We start from the raw sequence: 15,273 nt of genomic DNA on the forward strand, positions 1-15,273 counted from the left end.
GATTCGCACAACACCGCGTGCCGAGCGAATCACGTGCCCGCCACTCAGGAGACTTACATGGCCGCCAAAGACACCGACGACCAGAAGCCGGACGATCAGGACGCCGAAATCTCGCTGGACATGAGTCAGGCGGCGATCAAGAAGATGATCTCGGAGGCGCGTGAAAAGGGTTTCATCACCTACGATCAGCTGAACAAGGTGCTACCGCCCGATCAGGTCAGCTCGGAGCAGATCGAGGATGTGATGTCGATGCTGTCGGAAATGGGCATCAACATCATCGAGAACGATGAGGGCGAGGACGAAGAGCAGCGCGGCACCGCCGTGGCCGAAGTGGGCCGCAAGGGCGAGATCACGCTGGGCTCCGGCACCGGTGAGAAGCTGGATCGCACGGACGATCCGGTGCGCATGTATCTGCGCGAGATGGGAAGTGTCGAACTTCTCAGCCGAGAGGGCGAGATTGCCATCGCCAAGCGCATCGAAGCCGGGCGAAACACCATGATCGCCGGCCTCTGTGAAAGCCCACTGACCTTCCAGGCGATCACCATCTGGCGCGACGAACTTGTCAGCGAGGACATCCTGCTGCGCGACGTGATCGACCTTGAGACGACCTTCGGCAACCAGCTGGAGGGCGAGGGTGACACTGTGGTCGAGGCGGCCAATGTGGCCAACGCCCCGTCGGCGACCTCCAAGGATGACGGTGACGAACTGGATGCAGATGGCAATCCGATTGCGGCTGCCGATGACGACGACGATGACGAGGACGAGCAGGCCAATATGAGCCTCGCTGCGATGGAGGCCGCGCTCAAGCCGACAGTGCTTGAGACGCTGGACCGTATCGCCGACGATTACCTCAAGCTGGCCGAAATGCAGGATAGCCGGATTTCGGCGACCCTCAACGAGGACGGCACGTTCTCGTCTGACCAAGAGCACATCTATCAGACTCTGCGCAGCGAGATTGTTGTGCTGGTCAATTCGCTTCACCTGCATAACAACCGGATCGAGGCGCTGATCGACCAGCTCTATGGCATCAACCAGCGCATCATGATGATTGATGGCGCGATGGTGAAGCTGGCGGATCAGGCCCGCATCAACCGCCGCGAATTCATCGACGAGTATCGCGGGCGCGAGCTGGATCCGACATGGCTGGACGACATGGCTCAGAAAACGGGCCGCGGCTGGCAGATGCTGATCGAACGCTCGAATGACAAGGTGACCGAGTTGCGCGCGGACATGGCGCAGGTCGGGCAGTATGTCGGTCTGGATATCAGCGAATTCCGCCGTATCGTTGGCCAGGTCCAGAAAGGTGAGCAGGAAGCGCGGCTGGCCAAGAAGGAAATGGTCGAGGCAAACCTTCGTCTCGTGATTTCCATCGCCAAGAAATACACTAATCGCGGCCTGCAATTCCTGGACCTGATCCAGGAGGGCAATATCGGCCTGATGAAGGCCGTCGACAAGTTCGAGTATCGCCGAGGCTACAAGTTTTCGACCTACGCAACATGGTGGATCCGCCAGGCCATCACCCGGTCTATCGCCGATCAGGCGCGCACCATCCGTATTCCGGTGCACATGATCGAGACGATCAACAAGCTGGTGCGCACCGGTCGCCAGATGCTGCATGAGATCGGCCGTGAGCCGACGCCGGAGGAACTGGCCGAGAAGCTGCAGATGCCGCTGGAAAAGGTCCGCAAGGTGATGAAGATCGCCAAGGAACCGATCAGCCTCGAAACGCCCATCGGCGACGAGGAAGACAGCCAGCTAGGCGATTTCATCGAGGACAAGAACGCCGTTCTGCCGCTTGATTCAGCTATTCAGGACAACCTCAAGGAAACGACGACGCGGGTTCTGTCGTCGCTGACACCGCGCGAAGAGCGGGTTCTGCGGATGCGCTTTGGCATCGGAATGAACACCGATCACACGCTGGAGGAAGTGGGCCAGCAGTTCAGCGTCACGCGCGAGCGTATTCGCCAGATCGAGGCCAAGGCGCTGCGCAAGCTCAAGCATCCCAGCCGGTCGCGCAAACTGCGCTCGTTCTTGGATCAGTAATCAGACGCTCATGTCCGAATGACGCGAAATGTAGATATTTTTCGCGTCATTCTTTGGCTGGGATGAACTTTTCCTCCGCTAAGACGTTGTTTTCCCAGATGGAAGGAGAACGTCATGAAGCGCTTTGCCTTGATTGCAGCCCTTTGCGTGCCCGTCGCGGGTCTTGCCACCACGTTTGACGGGGGCAATGACACGGTGGTGAACACCGTCGAAATACGTGTCTCGCAAAGCGAATTGGCCGATTGTCAGGAAACACTGCGGGAGTTGCGCCAGCGCCCGGTTGTCACGGACGACGGGTTCAAGCTGCCCGCTTTCATGAGAAGTGACGACCTTCCTCGGACTGTCTGCGTGGTTGAGGCCTGAAGCCGAGAAAAGCGCATTGCTTGAGGCGTCTTTTCCATGTGTAATCTGACGCAGAACGTTGACCGAAAGTGAAAAAGCCGATGCGCTGAACGCGCATCGGCTTTTACTTTGGCTTAGCGTCGGATCATCCGGTCGGCATGATCACCACCTCCTGCACGTTCGCGCGCTCGGGCTGGTCGATCGTGTAGACCACTGCATTGGCAATATCCTCGGGTTTCAGCTTGTCCGGCTTCGCCTCTTCAAAGAAGGGTGTGTCGACCATCCCCGGCGCGATGACGGTGCAACGCCCGCCCCACTCGCGCATGTCCGAGGCCATATTGCCAGCCAGTCCGTGCACGAACCATTTTGAGGCGCCATAGACCGAGCCAGAGATGTGAACACGCCCGGCCACGGATCCGGTCAACACCAGATGGCCCTTGAATTTCTTGAGCGCTGCATAAGAGGCTTTGAGCGTCAGAAGCACGCCTTTGATATTGATATCGACCAGCTTGCTCCACTCCTCCGGGTCGCCCTTTTCGATGCCTGCCGTATCAAGGCCGGTGCCGGCATTGGCAAACACCGCGTCGAGCGCCCCGAATTTCTCGACCGTCTGATCGATGGCGCCCTCAAGGGATGACAAATCGGTCACGTCGCCGGGCAGCGCAATGGCCTTGTCGCCAATCTCGGCCGCCAAGTCTTTCAGCTTGTCCTCGCTGCGCGCGAAGAGGGCAACATTCCAGCCCGCTTCGGCCGCCTGTCGTGCCGTCTGTGCGCCGATACCCGACGACGCGCCGGTGATGAACAGAACCTTGTCTGCCATGTCGAAATCTCCTTATCTGATGATGTTGCTTCGCCAACGCATAGGGGGGCGCAAGAGGTCCATCCGCTGCATCTGGGGCTGCAATTTCGCCTCTACCCAAAACCTTGCGGCTGTCCTATAGTGACTGTGGATAATTGGGCGACAGACCCAATCCCGAGAGGCAGAGATGAGAAGGGGACAGGCCGATGCGCTGCCCGTTTTGTGGAAATATTGAAACGCAGGTCAAGGATTCACGCCCGGCGGAGGAGCATGTTTCGATCCGTCGGCGCCGTTTTTGTCCGGCTTGCGGCGGGCGCTTTACCACCTATGAGCGCGTCCAGCTGCGCGATCTGGTCGTCGTCAAGACAAATGGCCGCCGCGAGGATTTCGACCGTGACAAGCTGGAGCGGTCGATCCGCATTGCCCTGCAGAAACGCCCGGTCGAGCCGGAGCGGATCGAGCAGATGATCTCGGGCATCGTGCGCCGGCTGGAAAGCATGGGCGACACGGATATCCCGTCGAAAACCGTGGGCGAGATCGTGATGGAAAGCCTCGCGCGCATCGACACAGTGGCTTATGTCCGCTTTGCCAGCGTCTACAAGAATTTTCAGGCAGCCGATGATTTCGACAAGTTCGTCAGCGAACTGCGCCCTGACGCCGTGACCGGAGCCGAGAAGCCCGAGGCGTGAGCGCCGAGGCCGACATGCACCATATGCGTGCCGCGCTGGCCCTTGGGCGGCGCGGGCAGGGCCTGACATGGCCCAATCCCGCAGTGGGCTGCGTCATCGTGAAGGAGGGCCGCGTCATCGGGCGCGGCTGGACCCAGCCGGGGGGGCGCCCCCATGCCGAGGCCGTCGCGCTGGCCCAGGCGGGCATCGCGGCGCAGGGCGCCACCGTCTATGTCACGCTTGAGCCTTGCGCTCACCATGGCCAGACACCGCCCTGCGCCGAGGCGCTGGTGACGGCTGGAGCGGCGCGCGTCGTCATGGCGTGCGGCGATCCGGACCCGCGGGTTGCCGGGCGAGGTGTCGGCATCCTGCGCAACGCGGGCATCACTGTTGAGAGCGGCGTGATGGAGGCCGAGGCCACGTGCGATCTGGCTGGCTTTTTCCGCCGTGTGACCGCCGGACGGCCCGAGCTTTTGCTGAAACTAGCGACGTCATTTGACGGGCGCATCGCAACGCGCAGCGGCCAGTCGCGATGGATCACCGGCCCGGACGCCCGGCGCATGGTTCACGCCATGCGGGCGCGTCATGATGCGGTAATGATCGGTGCCGGCACCGCGCGCGCCGATGACCCGATGCTGACCGTGCGCGACATGGGCGCGCGGCGCCAGCCGGTCCGCGTAGTCGTCTCGCGCCGGCTGGATCTGCCGCTGCACTCCCGGCTGGGGCAGACTGCCCGGGACATCCCTTTATGGCTGATCCACGGCCCAGAGGCGGACACTGCCACTATCGCACGCTGGCAGGAGGCAGGCGCGCGCCTTTTTGCCTGTCCCGCTGATGCGGGCGGCCTCGACATGTGCGCGGCGCTCAACGCGCTGGGCGAGGCCGGTCTGACACGCGTCTTTTGTGAAGGGGGCGGCGACTTGGCTGCCTCGCTGCTGAAAGCGGATCTGGTTGACCGGCTGGCCAGCTTTACAGCCGGGCTGGCGCTGGGCGGCGACGCGCGTGCCGGAGTCGGCGCACTGGCGCTGGAGGCATTGGAGGACGCGCCGCGCTTTACCCTAGACGAAGTGCGGCGCGTCGGCTCCGATGCGCTGACGCTCTGGCGGCGCGCCTGACACCGCTCTTGCCCGGTCAGATTGGCGAAAAGCCCTTGGTGGCGGGGCTATACTGCTCGACCCGGCCTTCGCCGATATCCAGCCACACACCATGCAGTGTCAGCGTGCCCTTTTCCATCGCCGCCGATACGAAGGGAAAGCTGGTCAGATTTTCCAGCGAGACGAGGACGGCCTCCTTTTCCAAGGCGCGCAGACGGTCGGCCTCGTCCTCGATCCCGCTGACGCGAGCATAACCGTCGCGCAGGATATCCATCCAGCGCCCCACGAAACTGGTGCGTTTTTCCAACTCCGGCGCGCGGCCCGAGCACATGTCGTCACAGCCCTTGATCCCGCCGCAGCTTGAATGGCCCATCACGATCACATGCGCGACCTTCAGCGCGCAGACCGCGTATTCGACCGCCGCCGATGTGCCGTGCTGGCCGCCATCGGTGGTATAGGGCGGCACGAGGTTGGCGATGTTGCGGTGAATAAAGAATTCGCCCTGATCCGCACCGAAGATCGACGTGACATGCACCCGGCTGTCGCAGCAGGAAATCAGCATGGCGCGCGGATGTTGCCCTTCTTGGGCCAGCGTGCGGTACCAGCTTTCGTTTTCTGTGTAGGAGGTCGCCTTCCAGCCGTGATAGCGCTGGATCAGATAGGGCGGCAGTGGGCGTGCTTGCTGCATTGGGTGGCCTTCAGCTTGGGTCCGTCCAACCCCGATAAACTGAATTCTCGGCTAATTCGACAGACAAATTGCGGTGCCGGAAACCTTTTGGGAAGGAAAGAGGGTCAGGTTGGCATCCATCCGGCCTGCTGTGGGGCAGGCGGGGCGAAGACACGAATTCGGGGTGAGACCGTGGAACAGATTACCATGCTGCAACAAAAAGAGGTGGTGCGCCTGAATGCGCGCCGCCTGGAAGAGCTTTACTCCCAATTGGGCGAGGCCGGGGCCGAGGACGTAGTGTGCCGCGCGCTTGAGGAACTGGCCGTGCGCCTGTCGCATACCGAAAGGTGCCACCGCGATGGTCGCCTGACCGAGATGCGCAAAAGCGCGCGCAGCCTTGTCGCCATTGCGGATCAGATCGGCATGCAGGCGCTGTCGCGCGTCGCCGCCGATGTGACCCGGGCGCTTGATAACGACGACCTGGTTGCTGTTGCGGCCACGCTGTCGCGCCTTCTGCGCATTGGCGATTCCAGCCTGACCGAGGTGTGGGAGATGCAGGATCTGTCGATTTGACCGCTTGCAGGTGCTGGCGGCTCGGCTAGGCTGCGGGGGAAATGGCCGGGCATGCGTGGCCGGCCATGCGCTTTGACAATTTCGTTTTGACAATGAAGGGTGCCCCGCCAATGCCGTCTGACCAATCTGATCCGCAACGCCACAGTTTCAGCGCCGATGCCGAGGGTGCGATTCCGCTCCACGTGATTGAGGCGGATGCGCTGGACGATTGGCTTGGTGCCCAAGAGGACGCGGTGCAAACCTGGGTCGCGGCGGCGAGTTTCAAGGCGGGGCTGGGCGCCAGTCTGCTGGTGCCGGGCCGTGACGGCGCGCCGGTCATGGCGCTGGCGGGCTATGGCACATCGGACACGCGCGCGCGCGGACGGTTTCATCTGGCCGCATGCGCGGCAAGCCTGCCATCGGGCGCCTACCGGATCGAGGGCCTGGACCCCGCGCGGGCCGAGGAGGAAGCACTGGGCTGGCTCCTGGCCGGGTATGCGTTCGATCGCTATCATGAGCAGAAAGGTGCCGCCGCGCGGCTTATCGCCCCGGATGGGATTGATGTCGCGCGCATCCAGTCGATCGCCGAGGGCGAGGTGTTGACCCGCGACCTGATCAACACCCCCGCCAATGACATGGGGCCTGAGGCGCTCGAGGCCGCTTGCGCCGATCTGGCAGGCCGGTTCGGTGCGGATATCCGCGTAACGCGGGGGGCAGATCTTCTGGCGCAGAACCTGCCGCTGATTCACACGGTGGGACGCGCCGCCGATCAGGCCCCGCGCCTGATCGATATGCACTGGGGCAGCAAGGGGCCAGCCCTGACGCTGGTCGGCAAAGGCGTCTGCTTTGACACGGGCGGTCTCAATCTCAAACCTGGCTCCGGCATGGGCCTGATGAAGAAAGACATGGGCGGCGCGGCCACCGTTATGGGCCTTGCGCACATGATCATGGCGCTAGATCTGCCGGTGCGCCTGCGTGTGCTGATCCCGGCTGTTGAAAACTCGGTCAGCGCGAATGCGATGCGGCCCGGAGATATCCTGACCGCGCGAAACGGCAAGACCATAGAGATCAACAATACCGATGCCGAAGGGCGCCTTGTTTTGGCCGATGCACTTGCGCTGGGGGCCGAGGATGCGCCGGACCTGATGGTGTCCATGGCCACCCTGACCGGTGCCGCGCGCGTCGCGGTCGGCCCCGATCTTGCGCCGTATTACGCGGACGACTCCGGCCTGGTGGCGGCGATTGAAAGCGCGGCGGCCAAGGTGGCCGATCCGGTCTGGCGCATGCCGTTTCACGCGCCCTACGAAACGATGATCGAGCCTGGTATTGCCGATCTCGACAACGCACCCTCCGGCGGATTTGCCGGCTCGATCACCGCAGCGCTTTTTTTGCGGCGGTTCGCGGGGGGCACGCGCTATGTGCATTTCGACATCTATGGCTGGAATCCGGCCGCTGCACCGGCCCGCCCCAAGGGCGGAGTGGGCATGGGCGCGCGCGCTTTGCTGGCGGCGCTGCCGGAGGCGCTGGAGCTGTGAGCGATCCACGCCTGATGCCCGCCAACGCGCGCGTTGCGGCAACGGCGCTGCGCGGCCATGTCGAGGCCGTGCAGTTTACCGACGGGGCGGCGCGGCAGGTTGCCATCCCGGTTGCTGACCTGTCGCTCGCGCCGGGCGGCAAGCGAACGCGCCAGTGGCTGCTGGGCGCCCCGGTCACCTGTTACGAGATCCATGAGGGCCACGCTTTCGTGCAGGGGGAGGACGGATATGTCGGCTACCTGCCAGAGGGTGCGCTGGGCAGCGCCACCGCCCCCACCCATTGGGTGAGCGCGCGCGCGACCCATATCTACAGCGCGCCCGATCTCAAATCGCCGGAGCAGGCGTCGCTCAGCCATCTTTCCCGCGTCGTGGTCACGCGAGAGGCCGAGAACTGGGCCGAAACGTCGTTGGGCCATATTCCATCGCAGCATCTGAGCCCATTGCCGATGGCGCTGCCGGATCCCGTGACCGTGGCCGAGACCCACCTCGGCACGCCCTATCTGTGGGGCGGCAACTCGGCCTTCGGGATTGACTGCTCTGGCCTCGTGCAGGCGGGCTGCCGCGCCTGCGGCATTCCTTGCCCCGGAGACAGCGATTTGCAAGAGGCGGCGCTTGGCCGGGACATCCCCGACGGCGCGCTGCTGCGGCGCGGTGACCTGCTGTTTTGGCGCGGCCATGTCGCTTGGGTGCGCGACCCGGCGCATATCCTTCATGCCAATGCCCATTCGATGAGCGTCGCGGTCGAGCCCCTGGAGGCCGCCATCGCCCGCATCGCGGCACAGGGCGGCGGCCCCGTCACTGCACGCAAACGCCTCTAGGCCCTCGCCAGCCGCTTCATCTTGGCAAATTACTCGAATACCTGGTCAGACCGGTGGCAGAACCTTGCCCGGATTCATGATCCCGTTCGGGTCAAGCGCCGCCTTGATTGCACGCATGGCCGCCAGCACGGTGGGGCTTTTGTAGCGCGTCATGCTGGGCTGTTTGCTGAGGCCGATCCCGTGCTCGGCCGAGAAACTGCCACCAAGGGCCAGCGCCGCATCTTCCACCGCATTGCCGATCTGGGTGCAGAGGGCGGCATCGGGTCGGGTCGGAAAGACGCCGAGGTGAAGATTGCCGTCCCCCAGATGTGCGACCGATACGTCGCGCGCGCCCGGATCGAGGTGGTCGATGATAGCAGCTACCTCGTCCAGAAATTCCTCCATGCGGTCGACCGGCACGGCGATGTCGCGGTCGGCATAGGGCTCGTGCAGGGTGATGACCTCGGCGGCGGCCTCGCGTCTCGCCCACATCTCGCCGCGCTGCCCCTCGTTCTGGGCGACAACCGCGTCAAGGATCGCACCTTCTTCGAAGAGTGCGCCAAGCGCTTCCTCCAGATGCGCGGCGATGGGGATTTGCCCCCTGGCATCCGGCTTGGCGTCACGCGGAGCGATGGCGCCGACTTCGACCAGAATGTTCACATCATAAAGGGCGTCGAACGGTTCGCGATGTGCGGGCGACAGCTCCAGATAGGTCTCCATATAGGCGCGCGGCATGTATTCGAATGCCTGCACCGAACCGCCAGTCTCTTGCTGCAGCCGGTTCAACAGATCCAGCGCATCCGATACCGAGCGCACCGCGACCATTGCGGTGGCGTTGGCCAGCGGGGCGGAGTGCAGCTTGATCACGGCGGCGGTGATGATGCCAAGCGTGCCCTCGGCGCCGATCAGCAGGTGACGCAGGTCGTAGCCCGAGTTGTCCTTGTGCAGTTGGCGCATCAGATCGACGATATCACCATTGGGCATGACCGCCTCGATCCCGAGGCAGAGATCGCGCGTGTTGCCATAGCGCAGCACGTTCGAGCCGCCTGCATTGGTCGACAGCGCCCCTCCGATCATGGCAGAGCCGCGCGCACCGAAGAACAGCGGAAAGATGAGGCCATGCTCGGCCACCGCGTCATGGATCGAAGCAAGGATCGCGCCCGCCTCAACGATGGCGATGCGGCCCGAGGGCCGGATTTCGCGGATCTTGTTCATCCGCGCGACTGACAGCAGCAGCGCGCCCTCGGCCTCAGTCGCATTGGTCAGCCCGGTATTGCCGGCCTGAGGCACGATGGGCGTGCCAGTTTCATTGGCCAGTTTGACTATTGCCGAGATTTCTTCGGTCGATCCGGGCCGTAGCACCGCCAGCGGCGTGCCGCGTTTCTTGCCCGACCAGTCGGCGTCATAACCGGCCATGTCCGCACCCGTCAGCACGTTCGCGGTGCCGATGATCTCCCGCAATCTGTCCAGCATGTCTTAGAAAGCCTTGAAGGTCAGGGTGGTCTCGGTCCGCTCAATATGCGGGATCTGCAGCAGGTTTTCATTGATGAACTTCCCCACATCCTCGCTGTCCGGAATGTAGAGCTTGAGCAGCAGATCGAAGGGCCCAGAGGTCGAGTAAAGCTCGGAATGGAACTCGCGCAGGGCGATCTCCTCGGCCACCTTGTAGGAGGTGCCAGGCTTGCAGCGGATGTTCACGAAAACGCAGCGCATTGGGGTATCCTTCGTCGCTTGGGGTGGCTCAGAGGCTCATGTGCCGCGCGCGCGCGCCGCGCTCGATGGCGGCGGCGTGCAGCCGGTCGAGGTTCAGCTCGTAGCGGATTTCTTCCAGAAGGCGCAGCTCCGTGTCGCCCAGAACGCCGTCGGCGGCAGCCACGTCACAGGCCAGCGCATAGGCGGTCTCGTAAAGGCGCTCGGGCAGGCTCTCGCGGATGAGGCCGAAGAGCGCATCAAGCCCGTCCTCGTCGGAAAAGAGGTCGAACACGGTCTGAGCGACGATATTGATGCGGTCCATGTCATAGGCGCCAAAGATCGGCAGGTTGTTTACCGCGCTCTCGATCTTGATCAATTCGGCGGTGCGGATCTGCTCGTCCGAGGCGGAGACCGCGATCATCACGGCCACCAGGCAATCCTGGGCGCTCAGCGGGTGCGTCGCGGTGTCGGTCATCGGGTATTCCTTTCCAAAAACCGGGCCTTTGCAAATCCGGGTGTTGCCGCGCAGATTATTGACGTTGGCGGTGCTCGGCAATAGGAAGCGGCGGACCTTTGCGCGCATCCGCGCACTGGCATGATCCTTGGAGAGACCCAATGTCCGATCTGCGCGACGCCGCGATGACCTCGAAAGCCTGGCCTTTTGAAGAAGCGCGCCGTTTGCTCAAACGGTATGAAAAGAAAGCGCCGGAAAAGGGCTATGTTCTTTTCGAGACGGGTTATGGTCCCTCGGGCCTGCCGCATATCGGCACGTTCGGCGAAGTGCTGCGCACCACGATGATCCGACGCGCCTTCGAGGTGATCAGCGATATTCCGACGCGGCTCATCTGTTTTTCCGATGATCTCGATGGCATGCGCAAGGTGCCCGGCAACGTGCCGAACCGCGAAGCGCTGGCCGAGCATCTGCAAAAGCCGCTGACCAGCGTGCCTGACCCGTTTGGCACGCATGAGAGTTTCGGCCATCACAACAATGCCATGCTGCGCCGGTTTCTGGACACGTTCGGCTTTGACTACGAGTTCATCAGCGCCACAGAGTTCTATCGCTCGGGCCAGTTCGACGAGGTGCTTTTGCGCGCCGCCGAACGGTATGACGACGTGATGAAGGTGATGCTGAAATCCCTGCGCGAAGAGCGCCAGCAGACCTATTCGATCTTCCTGCCCATTCATCCCGAGACGGGCCGCGTGATGTATGTGCCGATGAAGCATGTCGACGCGAAAGAGGGCACAATCACCTTCGATACCGAAGAGGGCGAGGAGATGACCCTCCCCGTGACGGGCGGCAACGTCAAGCTGCAATGGAAGCCCGATTTTGGCGCCCGCTGGGCTGCCCTCGGCGTTGATTTCGAAATGTATGGCAAAGATCACAGCACCAATACGCCGATCTATGACAGCATTTGCGAGATCCTGGGGGGCCGCAAGCCCGAGCATTTCACCTATGAGCTGTTCCTCGACGAAAAGGGCCAGAAGATCAGTAAATCGTCCGGCAACGGCATCTCGATCGACGAGTGGCTGACTTACGCCTCTACGGAATCGCTCAGCTATTTCATGTATGCCAAGCCTAAAACGGCCAAGCGCATGCATTTCGACGTGATCCCGAAGGCGGTGGACGAATATCACCAGCAGCTGCGCGCCTATCCCACGCAGGACGCGGCGCAGCAGGCGGCCAACCCGGTCTTCCACATCCATCCGGGCGGCGTGCCCGAAAGCCGGATGGTCGTTCCCTTCTCGATGCTGCTGAACCTCGCCTCCGTCGCGGGCGCCGAGGAGAAAAGCCAGCTTTGGGGCTTCATCCGGCGCTATGCCCCCGAGGCGAGCGCCGAGACGAACCCCGATATGGATGCCGCCGTGGGCCATGCTCTGCGGTATTACGAGGATTTTGTGAAGCCGGCCAAGGTCTTTCGCGCACCCACCGATCTGGAGCGCGAAGCGCTGGTGGATCTGCGCGATCAACTGGCCGCCTATGATGGCCCACGCGATGACGAGGCGCTGCAATCCATCGTCTATGGCGTCGGCCGGGATCGCTTCGATCCGCTACGCGATTGGTTCAAGGCGCTCTACGAGGTGCTGCTGGGCGCCAGCCAAGGCCCGCGCTTCGGCGGATTCATCGCGCTTTACGGCGTGGATGAAACACGGCAGTTGATCGACGACGCGCTGGCTGGCAAGTTCGTCTGAAGCCGCTGCGTTGCGCCATGTCAACGCGCGCAAGGCTCAAAGCGGCGCGGAATGAGGCAAAGGAGAACGCGATGAAACAGGCAGGGATTGCTGCGGGATTCGTGGCGCTGATCGCGCTCGCAGCCTGCATGGAAACGGCGTCGATGCCCGAAGCGGGTGAAGGACGTCAGCTATATGTGGAGAATTGCGCGCAGTGCCATGGCCCTGTGGGCCGCGGTGATGGCCCATGGGCCGAGGGGATGAACCCTGCACCGTCGGACCTGACAGAGCTGGCTGAGAACGGGACGTTCCCCCGCGCGCAGGTGCTTTCGACCATTGATGGCTACCACCGCGCGCAGGTGCCGGGCGAGCAGATGCCTGAATTCGGTGCGCTCCTGCAAGGCGAGACGGTCCCGGTCGATACGGGCGACGGCGTCATGACGCCCACGCCGCGTCCCTTGGCCGCGCTGCTGAGCTATCTGGAGAGCATTCAGGACGTCTGAGCGAGACCCGCCTCGCGCATCAGCCTTTCGGCCTCTTCGGTCAGGAGGCGCTCCTCGCCTGCGCCACTGACCGGCATGCGCCCCGCCTCAAGGAACAGCGGCGCGGCCAAGGGCGTGACGCGCGGCAGGCGCATCAGGTCGATCCGGCCATCTATGCACGCGATCATCTCTTCGATGCGCCCGAAATCGACTAGGCCGCGCATCGCCTCGGTCCGGGTGATGCGGAGCAGCAGGTGATCGGGGTCATATTTGACCAGTGTGTCATAGAGGATATCGGACGAAAACGTCGCTTGCCGCCCGGTCTTGCGCGCTTGCGGCAGGTTTCGCTGAATGAGGCCAGCGATGGTGGCCGAGGCGCGGAAGGTTCGTTTCATCACCGCGTTGCCGGTCAGCCACTGGTCCAGCCCCTCGCGCAGCGCCGTCGCGTCGAACAAAGGCGCGGCATCGGTCAACGGCTCCAGCCCCCAGATCAGCGTGGCGTAATCGGTCGAGACAAAGCCGAGCGGATCGAGGCCCAGCTCCTCCATCCGTTTCGTGATGAGCAGGCCCAGCGTCTGCTGCGCGTTGCGCCCGGCAAAGCCGTAGATGCACGCATGTTCGCGTCCCTCATGCGGGAAGCTCTCGATCAGAAGGCGCCCCGCTTGGGGCATCCGGCTCATGCGGCGCTGCAGGTGCAGCCATTCAGAGGTATGCGCGGGCAGGGCGGGCCAGTCCGGCTGCGCCAGCATGGCAATAATGCGCTGGCTGAGCTGCGTTGAGGTGGCAAATTTCGTGCCCGCAAAAGTCGCGATCTTGGGTTTTTTCCCGTCCGAGCGGCTGACCTCCACCGTCATCTCGCGCAGGGATTCATACCGCACCACCTGTCCGCCCATCAGGAAGGTATCGCCGGGTGTGAGCGTGGCGGCAAAGCCCTCTTCAATCTCGCCCAAGGGTTTGCCGCCACGATTGCGCTGCATGCGGACTTTAAGAAGGTCGCTGTCCTGAATCGTGCCGATATTCATGCGGATGATCTGCGCCGCGCGCGGATCGCGCAGCTGCCAGAGGCCATTTCGCTGCACCAGCCTTTGCCATTTGTCATAGGCGCGAAGCGCATAGCCGCCCGTCGCGCAGAAATCGAGGCAGTCGTCGAATTCGGCGCGGGAGAGGGCAGCGTAAGGGCCGGCGGCGCGCACCTCGTCATAAAGCGCGTCAGCGTCGAACGGACCCGAGCAGGCAGCGATCAGGATATGCTGGCAGAGCACATCGAGCGGGCCGGGGCCGCGCGGATCGCCGTCCAGATCGCGCGCGCGCACGGCCTCAAGCGCGGTGACGCATTCAACCACCTCGAAGCGGTTGGCCGGCACCAAGAGCGCCTTGGACGGCGCGTTGTAGCGGTGATTGGCGCGCCCGATGCGCTGGACTAGCCGCTTGACGTTCTTGGGTGCGCCGACCTGAATGACCAGATCCACATCGCCCCAGTCGATCCCAAGGTCGAGCGATCCGGTGCAGACGATGGCCCTGAGTTCGCCGCGCTGCATCGCGCCCTCGACGCGCTGGCGTTGGCCCCAATCAAGCGAGCCGTGGTGAATGCCAATGGCAAGGTTGCCCTCATTGGCCAGCCACAGGTTGCGGAAGAAGATCTCGGCCTGCGCACGGGTGTTGTGGAAAATGAGCGTGGTTTTATGCGCCTTTACCTGCTCCAGCACGGCGGGGATCGCATAAGCCGCGCCGCCACCGGACCAGGGCGGCGCCTCGGCGACCTGCAGCATCTCGATATCGGGCTCGGGGCCGGGGTCGGCCAGGATGATTTCGCACGGGTCGGGATGCCGTGCGAGGAAGCGCGCGATGGCGGCTGGATCTTCTACCGTGGCCGACAGGCCGACACGGCGCAGATTGGGGCAGAGCGCCTGCAAGCGGCTGAGTGCGAGCATCAGCTGATCGCCGCGTTTCGATTCGGCCAGTGCGTGGATCTCGTCGATGACGACGCGCTGCAGGCCCGAGAAAATGCGCGGCGCATCCTCGTATGAGGTCAGCAGCGCAAGGCTCTCGGGCGTGGTGAGCAGGATATCAGGCGGATCGGCACGCTGGCGGCGCTTTTGCGTGTAGGACGTGTCGCCGGTCCGGTCTTCGATACGGATGGGTAGACCCATCTCCTCGACCGGGCGCGTCAGGTTGCGGCGGATATCATTCGCCAGCGCCTTTAGCGGTGAGATGTAGAGCGTGTGCAGCCCCTCGTGCCCGCCCTCCGACAGCTCGGCCAGCGTGGGCAGGAACCCTGCCAGCGTCTTGCCCCCGCCCGTGGGCGCGATCAGCAGAAGTGACGGATCGCGGCTGCGTTCCAGCATCTCTTTCTGGTGGGGATGCACCGACCAGCCGCGCGCGGCGAACCAGTCGGTGAATTTGGGGGGCAGCATGGTCATGCGGCCTATGTAG

General features: G+C 63.3%; 15 protein-coding genes. 9 read left to right on the top strand and 6 right to left on the bottom strand.

What is annotated here, in order from left to right:
* Positions 1–57: 57 nt before the first annotated feature.
* Positions 58–2,043, top strand: coding sequence for an RNA polymerase sigma factor RpoD (gene rpoD / locus ACEWPM_RS15880; protein WP_393963130.1), 1,986 nt, complete (start codon positions 58–60; stop codon positions 2,041–2,043).
* Between the two features lie 114 nt (positions 2,044–2,157).
* Complete coding sequence (locus ACEWPM_RS15885; protein ID WP_393963131.1) at positions 2,158–2,406, top strand: hypothetical protein; 249 nt, start codon at positions 2,158–2,160, stop codon at positions 2,404–2,406.
* 124 nt (positions 2,407–2,530) lie between these two features.
* Here ACEWPM_RS15885 and ACEWPM_RS15890 read toward each other — a convergent pair whose 3' ends face one another.
* Entirely contained in the window at positions 2,531–3,205 is a 675-nt protein-coding gene (locus ACEWPM_RS15890) for an SDR family oxidoreductase (protein WP_393963132.1), read from the bottom strand.
* A gap of 185 nt (positions 3,206–3,390) precedes the next feature.
* Between ACEWPM_RS15890 and nrdR the strand changes: the two genes are divergently transcribed.
* Together nrdR and ribD are read left to right on the top strand one after the other, a co-directional pair.
* Complete coding sequence (gene nrdR, locus ACEWPM_RS15895; RefSeq protein ID WP_393963133.1) at positions 3,391–3,873, top strand: transcriptional regulator NrdR; 483 nt, start codon at positions 3,391–3,393, stop codon at positions 3,871–3,873.
* Positions 3,874–3,887: 14 nt separating this feature from the next.
* Positions 3,888–4,967 carry a bifunctional diaminohydroxyphosphoribosylaminopyrimidine deaminase/5-amino-6-(5-phosphoribosylamino)uracil reductase RibD gene (ribD, locus tag ACEWPM_RS15900; RefSeq protein WP_393963186.1) on the top strand — a complete coding sequence of 360 codons (1,080 nt, stop codon included), beginning with the start codon at positions 3,888–3,890 and terminating at the stop codon, positions 4,965–4,967.
* 16 nt (positions 4,968–4,983) lie between these two features.
* Here the strand turns inward: ribD and ACEWPM_RS15905 are convergent, their stop codons facing one another.
* Positions 4,984–5,634 (bottom strand): carbonic anhydrase, encoded by a 651-nt coding sequence (locus ACEWPM_RS15905; protein WP_393963134.1) that lies wholly within the window; start codon positions 5,632–5,634, stop codon positions 4,984–4,986.
* 171 nt (positions 5,635–5,805) lie between these two features.
* Between ACEWPM_RS15905 and ACEWPM_RS15910 the strand changes: the two genes are divergently transcribed.
* The 3 genes from ACEWPM_RS15910 (at position 5,806) to ACEWPM_RS15920 (ending at position 8,518) form a co-directional block, all read left to right on the top strand.
* Positions 5,806–6,186: a hypothetical protein gene (locus tag ACEWPM_RS15910; RefSeq protein ID WP_393963135.1), complete on the top strand. Its 381-nt coding sequence runs from the start codon at positions 5,806–5,808 to the stop codon at positions 6,184–6,186.
* Between the two features lie 110 nt (positions 6,187–6,296).
* On the top strand, positions 6,297–7,700 hold the full coding sequence (locus ACEWPM_RS15915) for a leucyl aminopeptidase family protein (protein ID WP_393963136.1): 1,404 nt from the start codon (positions 6,297–6,299) through the stop codon (positions 7,698–7,700).
* On the top strand, positions 7,697–8,518 hold the full coding sequence (locus tag ACEWPM_RS15920) for a C40 family peptidase (protein ID WP_393963137.1): 822 nt from the start codon (positions 7,697–7,699) through the stop codon (positions 8,516–8,518). The genes ACEWPM_RS15915 and ACEWPM_RS15920 overlap by 4 nt, the downstream gene beginning before the upstream one ends.
* Positions 8,519–8,563: 45 nt before the next feature.
* Here the strand turns inward: ACEWPM_RS15920 and ACEWPM_RS15925 are convergent, their stop codons facing one another.
* The 3 genes from ACEWPM_RS15925 to ACEWPM_RS15935 are packed head-to-tail and all read right to left on the bottom strand — an operon-like array spanning position 8,564 to position 10,664.
* The gene (locus ACEWPM_RS15925; protein ID WP_393963138.1) at positions 8,564–9,970 is read right to left on the bottom strand and encodes an FAD-binding oxidoreductase; all 1,407 of its coding nucleotides are present in this window, start codon (positions 9,968–9,970) and stop codon (positions 8,564–8,566) included.
* A gap of 3 nt (positions 9,971–9,973) precedes the next feature.
* The gene (locus ACEWPM_RS15930; RefSeq protein WP_393963139.1) at positions 9,974–10,210 is read right to left on the bottom strand and encodes an Lrp/AsnC ligand binding domain-containing protein; all 237 of its coding nucleotides are present in this window, start codon (positions 10,208–10,210) and stop codon (positions 9,974–9,976) included.
* A 28-nt stretch (positions 10,211–10,238) separates the two neighbouring features.
* Positions 10,239–10,664, bottom strand: coding sequence for a tellurite resistance TerB family protein (locus tag ACEWPM_RS15935; protein ID WP_393963140.1), 426 nt, complete (start codon positions 10,662–10,664; stop codon positions 10,239–10,241).
* Between the two features lie 140 nt (positions 10,665–10,804).
* Between ACEWPM_RS15935 and ACEWPM_RS15940 the strand changes: the two genes are divergently transcribed.
* A complete protein-coding gene (locus ACEWPM_RS15940) occupies positions 10,805–12,379 on the top strand; it encodes a lysine--tRNA ligase (protein WP_393963141.1) in 1,575 nt (524 codons plus the stop codon).
* Between the two features lie 71 nt (positions 12,380–12,450).
* A complete protein-coding gene (locus tag ACEWPM_RS15945) occupies positions 12,451–12,861 on the top strand; it encodes a c-type cytochrome (RefSeq protein ID WP_393963142.1) in 411 nt (136 codons plus the stop codon).
* On the opposite strand, the gene ACEWPM_RS15950 is transcribed toward ACEWPM_RS15945, so the two are convergent.
* Positions 12,849–15,260, bottom strand: coding sequence for a ligase-associated DNA damage response DEXH box helicase (locus ACEWPM_RS15950; protein WP_393963143.1), 2,412 nt, complete (start codon positions 15,258–15,260; stop codon positions 12,849–12,851). The genes ACEWPM_RS15945 and ACEWPM_RS15950 overlap by 13 nt on opposite strands.
* Positions 15,261–15,273: the final 13 nt, after the last annotated feature.

Source organism: Roseovarius maritimus (assembly GCF_043355895.2).
Taxonomy (GTDB): Bacteria; Pseudomonadota; Alphaproteobacteria; order Rhodobacterales; family Rhodobacteraceae; genus Roseovarius; species Roseovarius maritimus.

Coding starts and splice junctions, on each gene's coding strand:
- ACEWPM_RS15925 (WP_393963138.1), bottom strand. CDS start 9,970: ATGCTGGACAGATTGCGGGAGATCATCGGCACCGCGAACGTGCTGACG.
- ACEWPM_RS15890 (WP_393963132.1), bottom strand. CDS start 3,205: ATGGCAGACAAGGTTCTGTTCATCACCGGCGCGTCGTCGGGTATCGGC.
- ACEWPM_RS15950 (WP_393963143.1), bottom strand. CDS start 15,260: ATGACCATGCTGCCCCCCAAATTCACCGACTGGTTCGCCGCGCGCGGC.
- ACEWPM_RS15940 (WP_393963141.1), top strand. CDS start 10,805: ATGTCCGATCTGCGCGACGCCGCGATGACCTCGAAAGCCTGGCCTTTT.
- nrdR (WP_393963133.1), top strand. CDS start 3,391: ATGCGCTGCCCGTTTTGTGGAAATATTGAAACGCAGGTCAAGGATTCA.
- ACEWPM_RS15930 (WP_393963139.1), bottom strand. CDS start 10,210: ATGCGCTGCGTTTTCGTGAACATCCGCTGCAAGCCTGGCACCTCCTAC.
- ACEWPM_RS15945 (WP_393963142.1), top strand. CDS start 12,451: ATGAAACAGGCAGGGATTGCTGCGGGATTCGTGGCGCTGATCGCGCTC.
- ACEWPM_RS15885 (WP_393963131.1), top strand. CDS start 2,158: ATGAAGCGCTTTGCCTTGATTGCAGCCCTTTGCGTGCCCGTCGCGGGT.
- ribD (WP_393963186.1), top strand. CDS start 3,888: ATGCACCATATGCGTGCCGCGCTGGCCCTTGGGCGGCGCGGGCAGGGC.
- ACEWPM_RS15915 (WP_393963136.1), top strand. CDS start 6,297: ATGCCGTCTGACCAATCTGATCCGCAACGCCACAGTTTCAGCGCCGAT.
- ACEWPM_RS15935 (WP_393963140.1), bottom strand. CDS start 10,664: ATGACCGACACCGCGACGCACCCGCTGAGCGCCCAGGATTGCCTGGTG.
- rpoD (WP_393963130.1), top strand. CDS start 58: ATGGCCGCCAAAGACACCGACGACCAGAAGCCGGACGATCAGGACGCC.
- ACEWPM_RS15905 (WP_393963134.1), bottom strand. CDS start 5,634: ATGCAGCAAGCACGCCCACTGCCGCCCTATCTGATCCAGCGCTATCAC.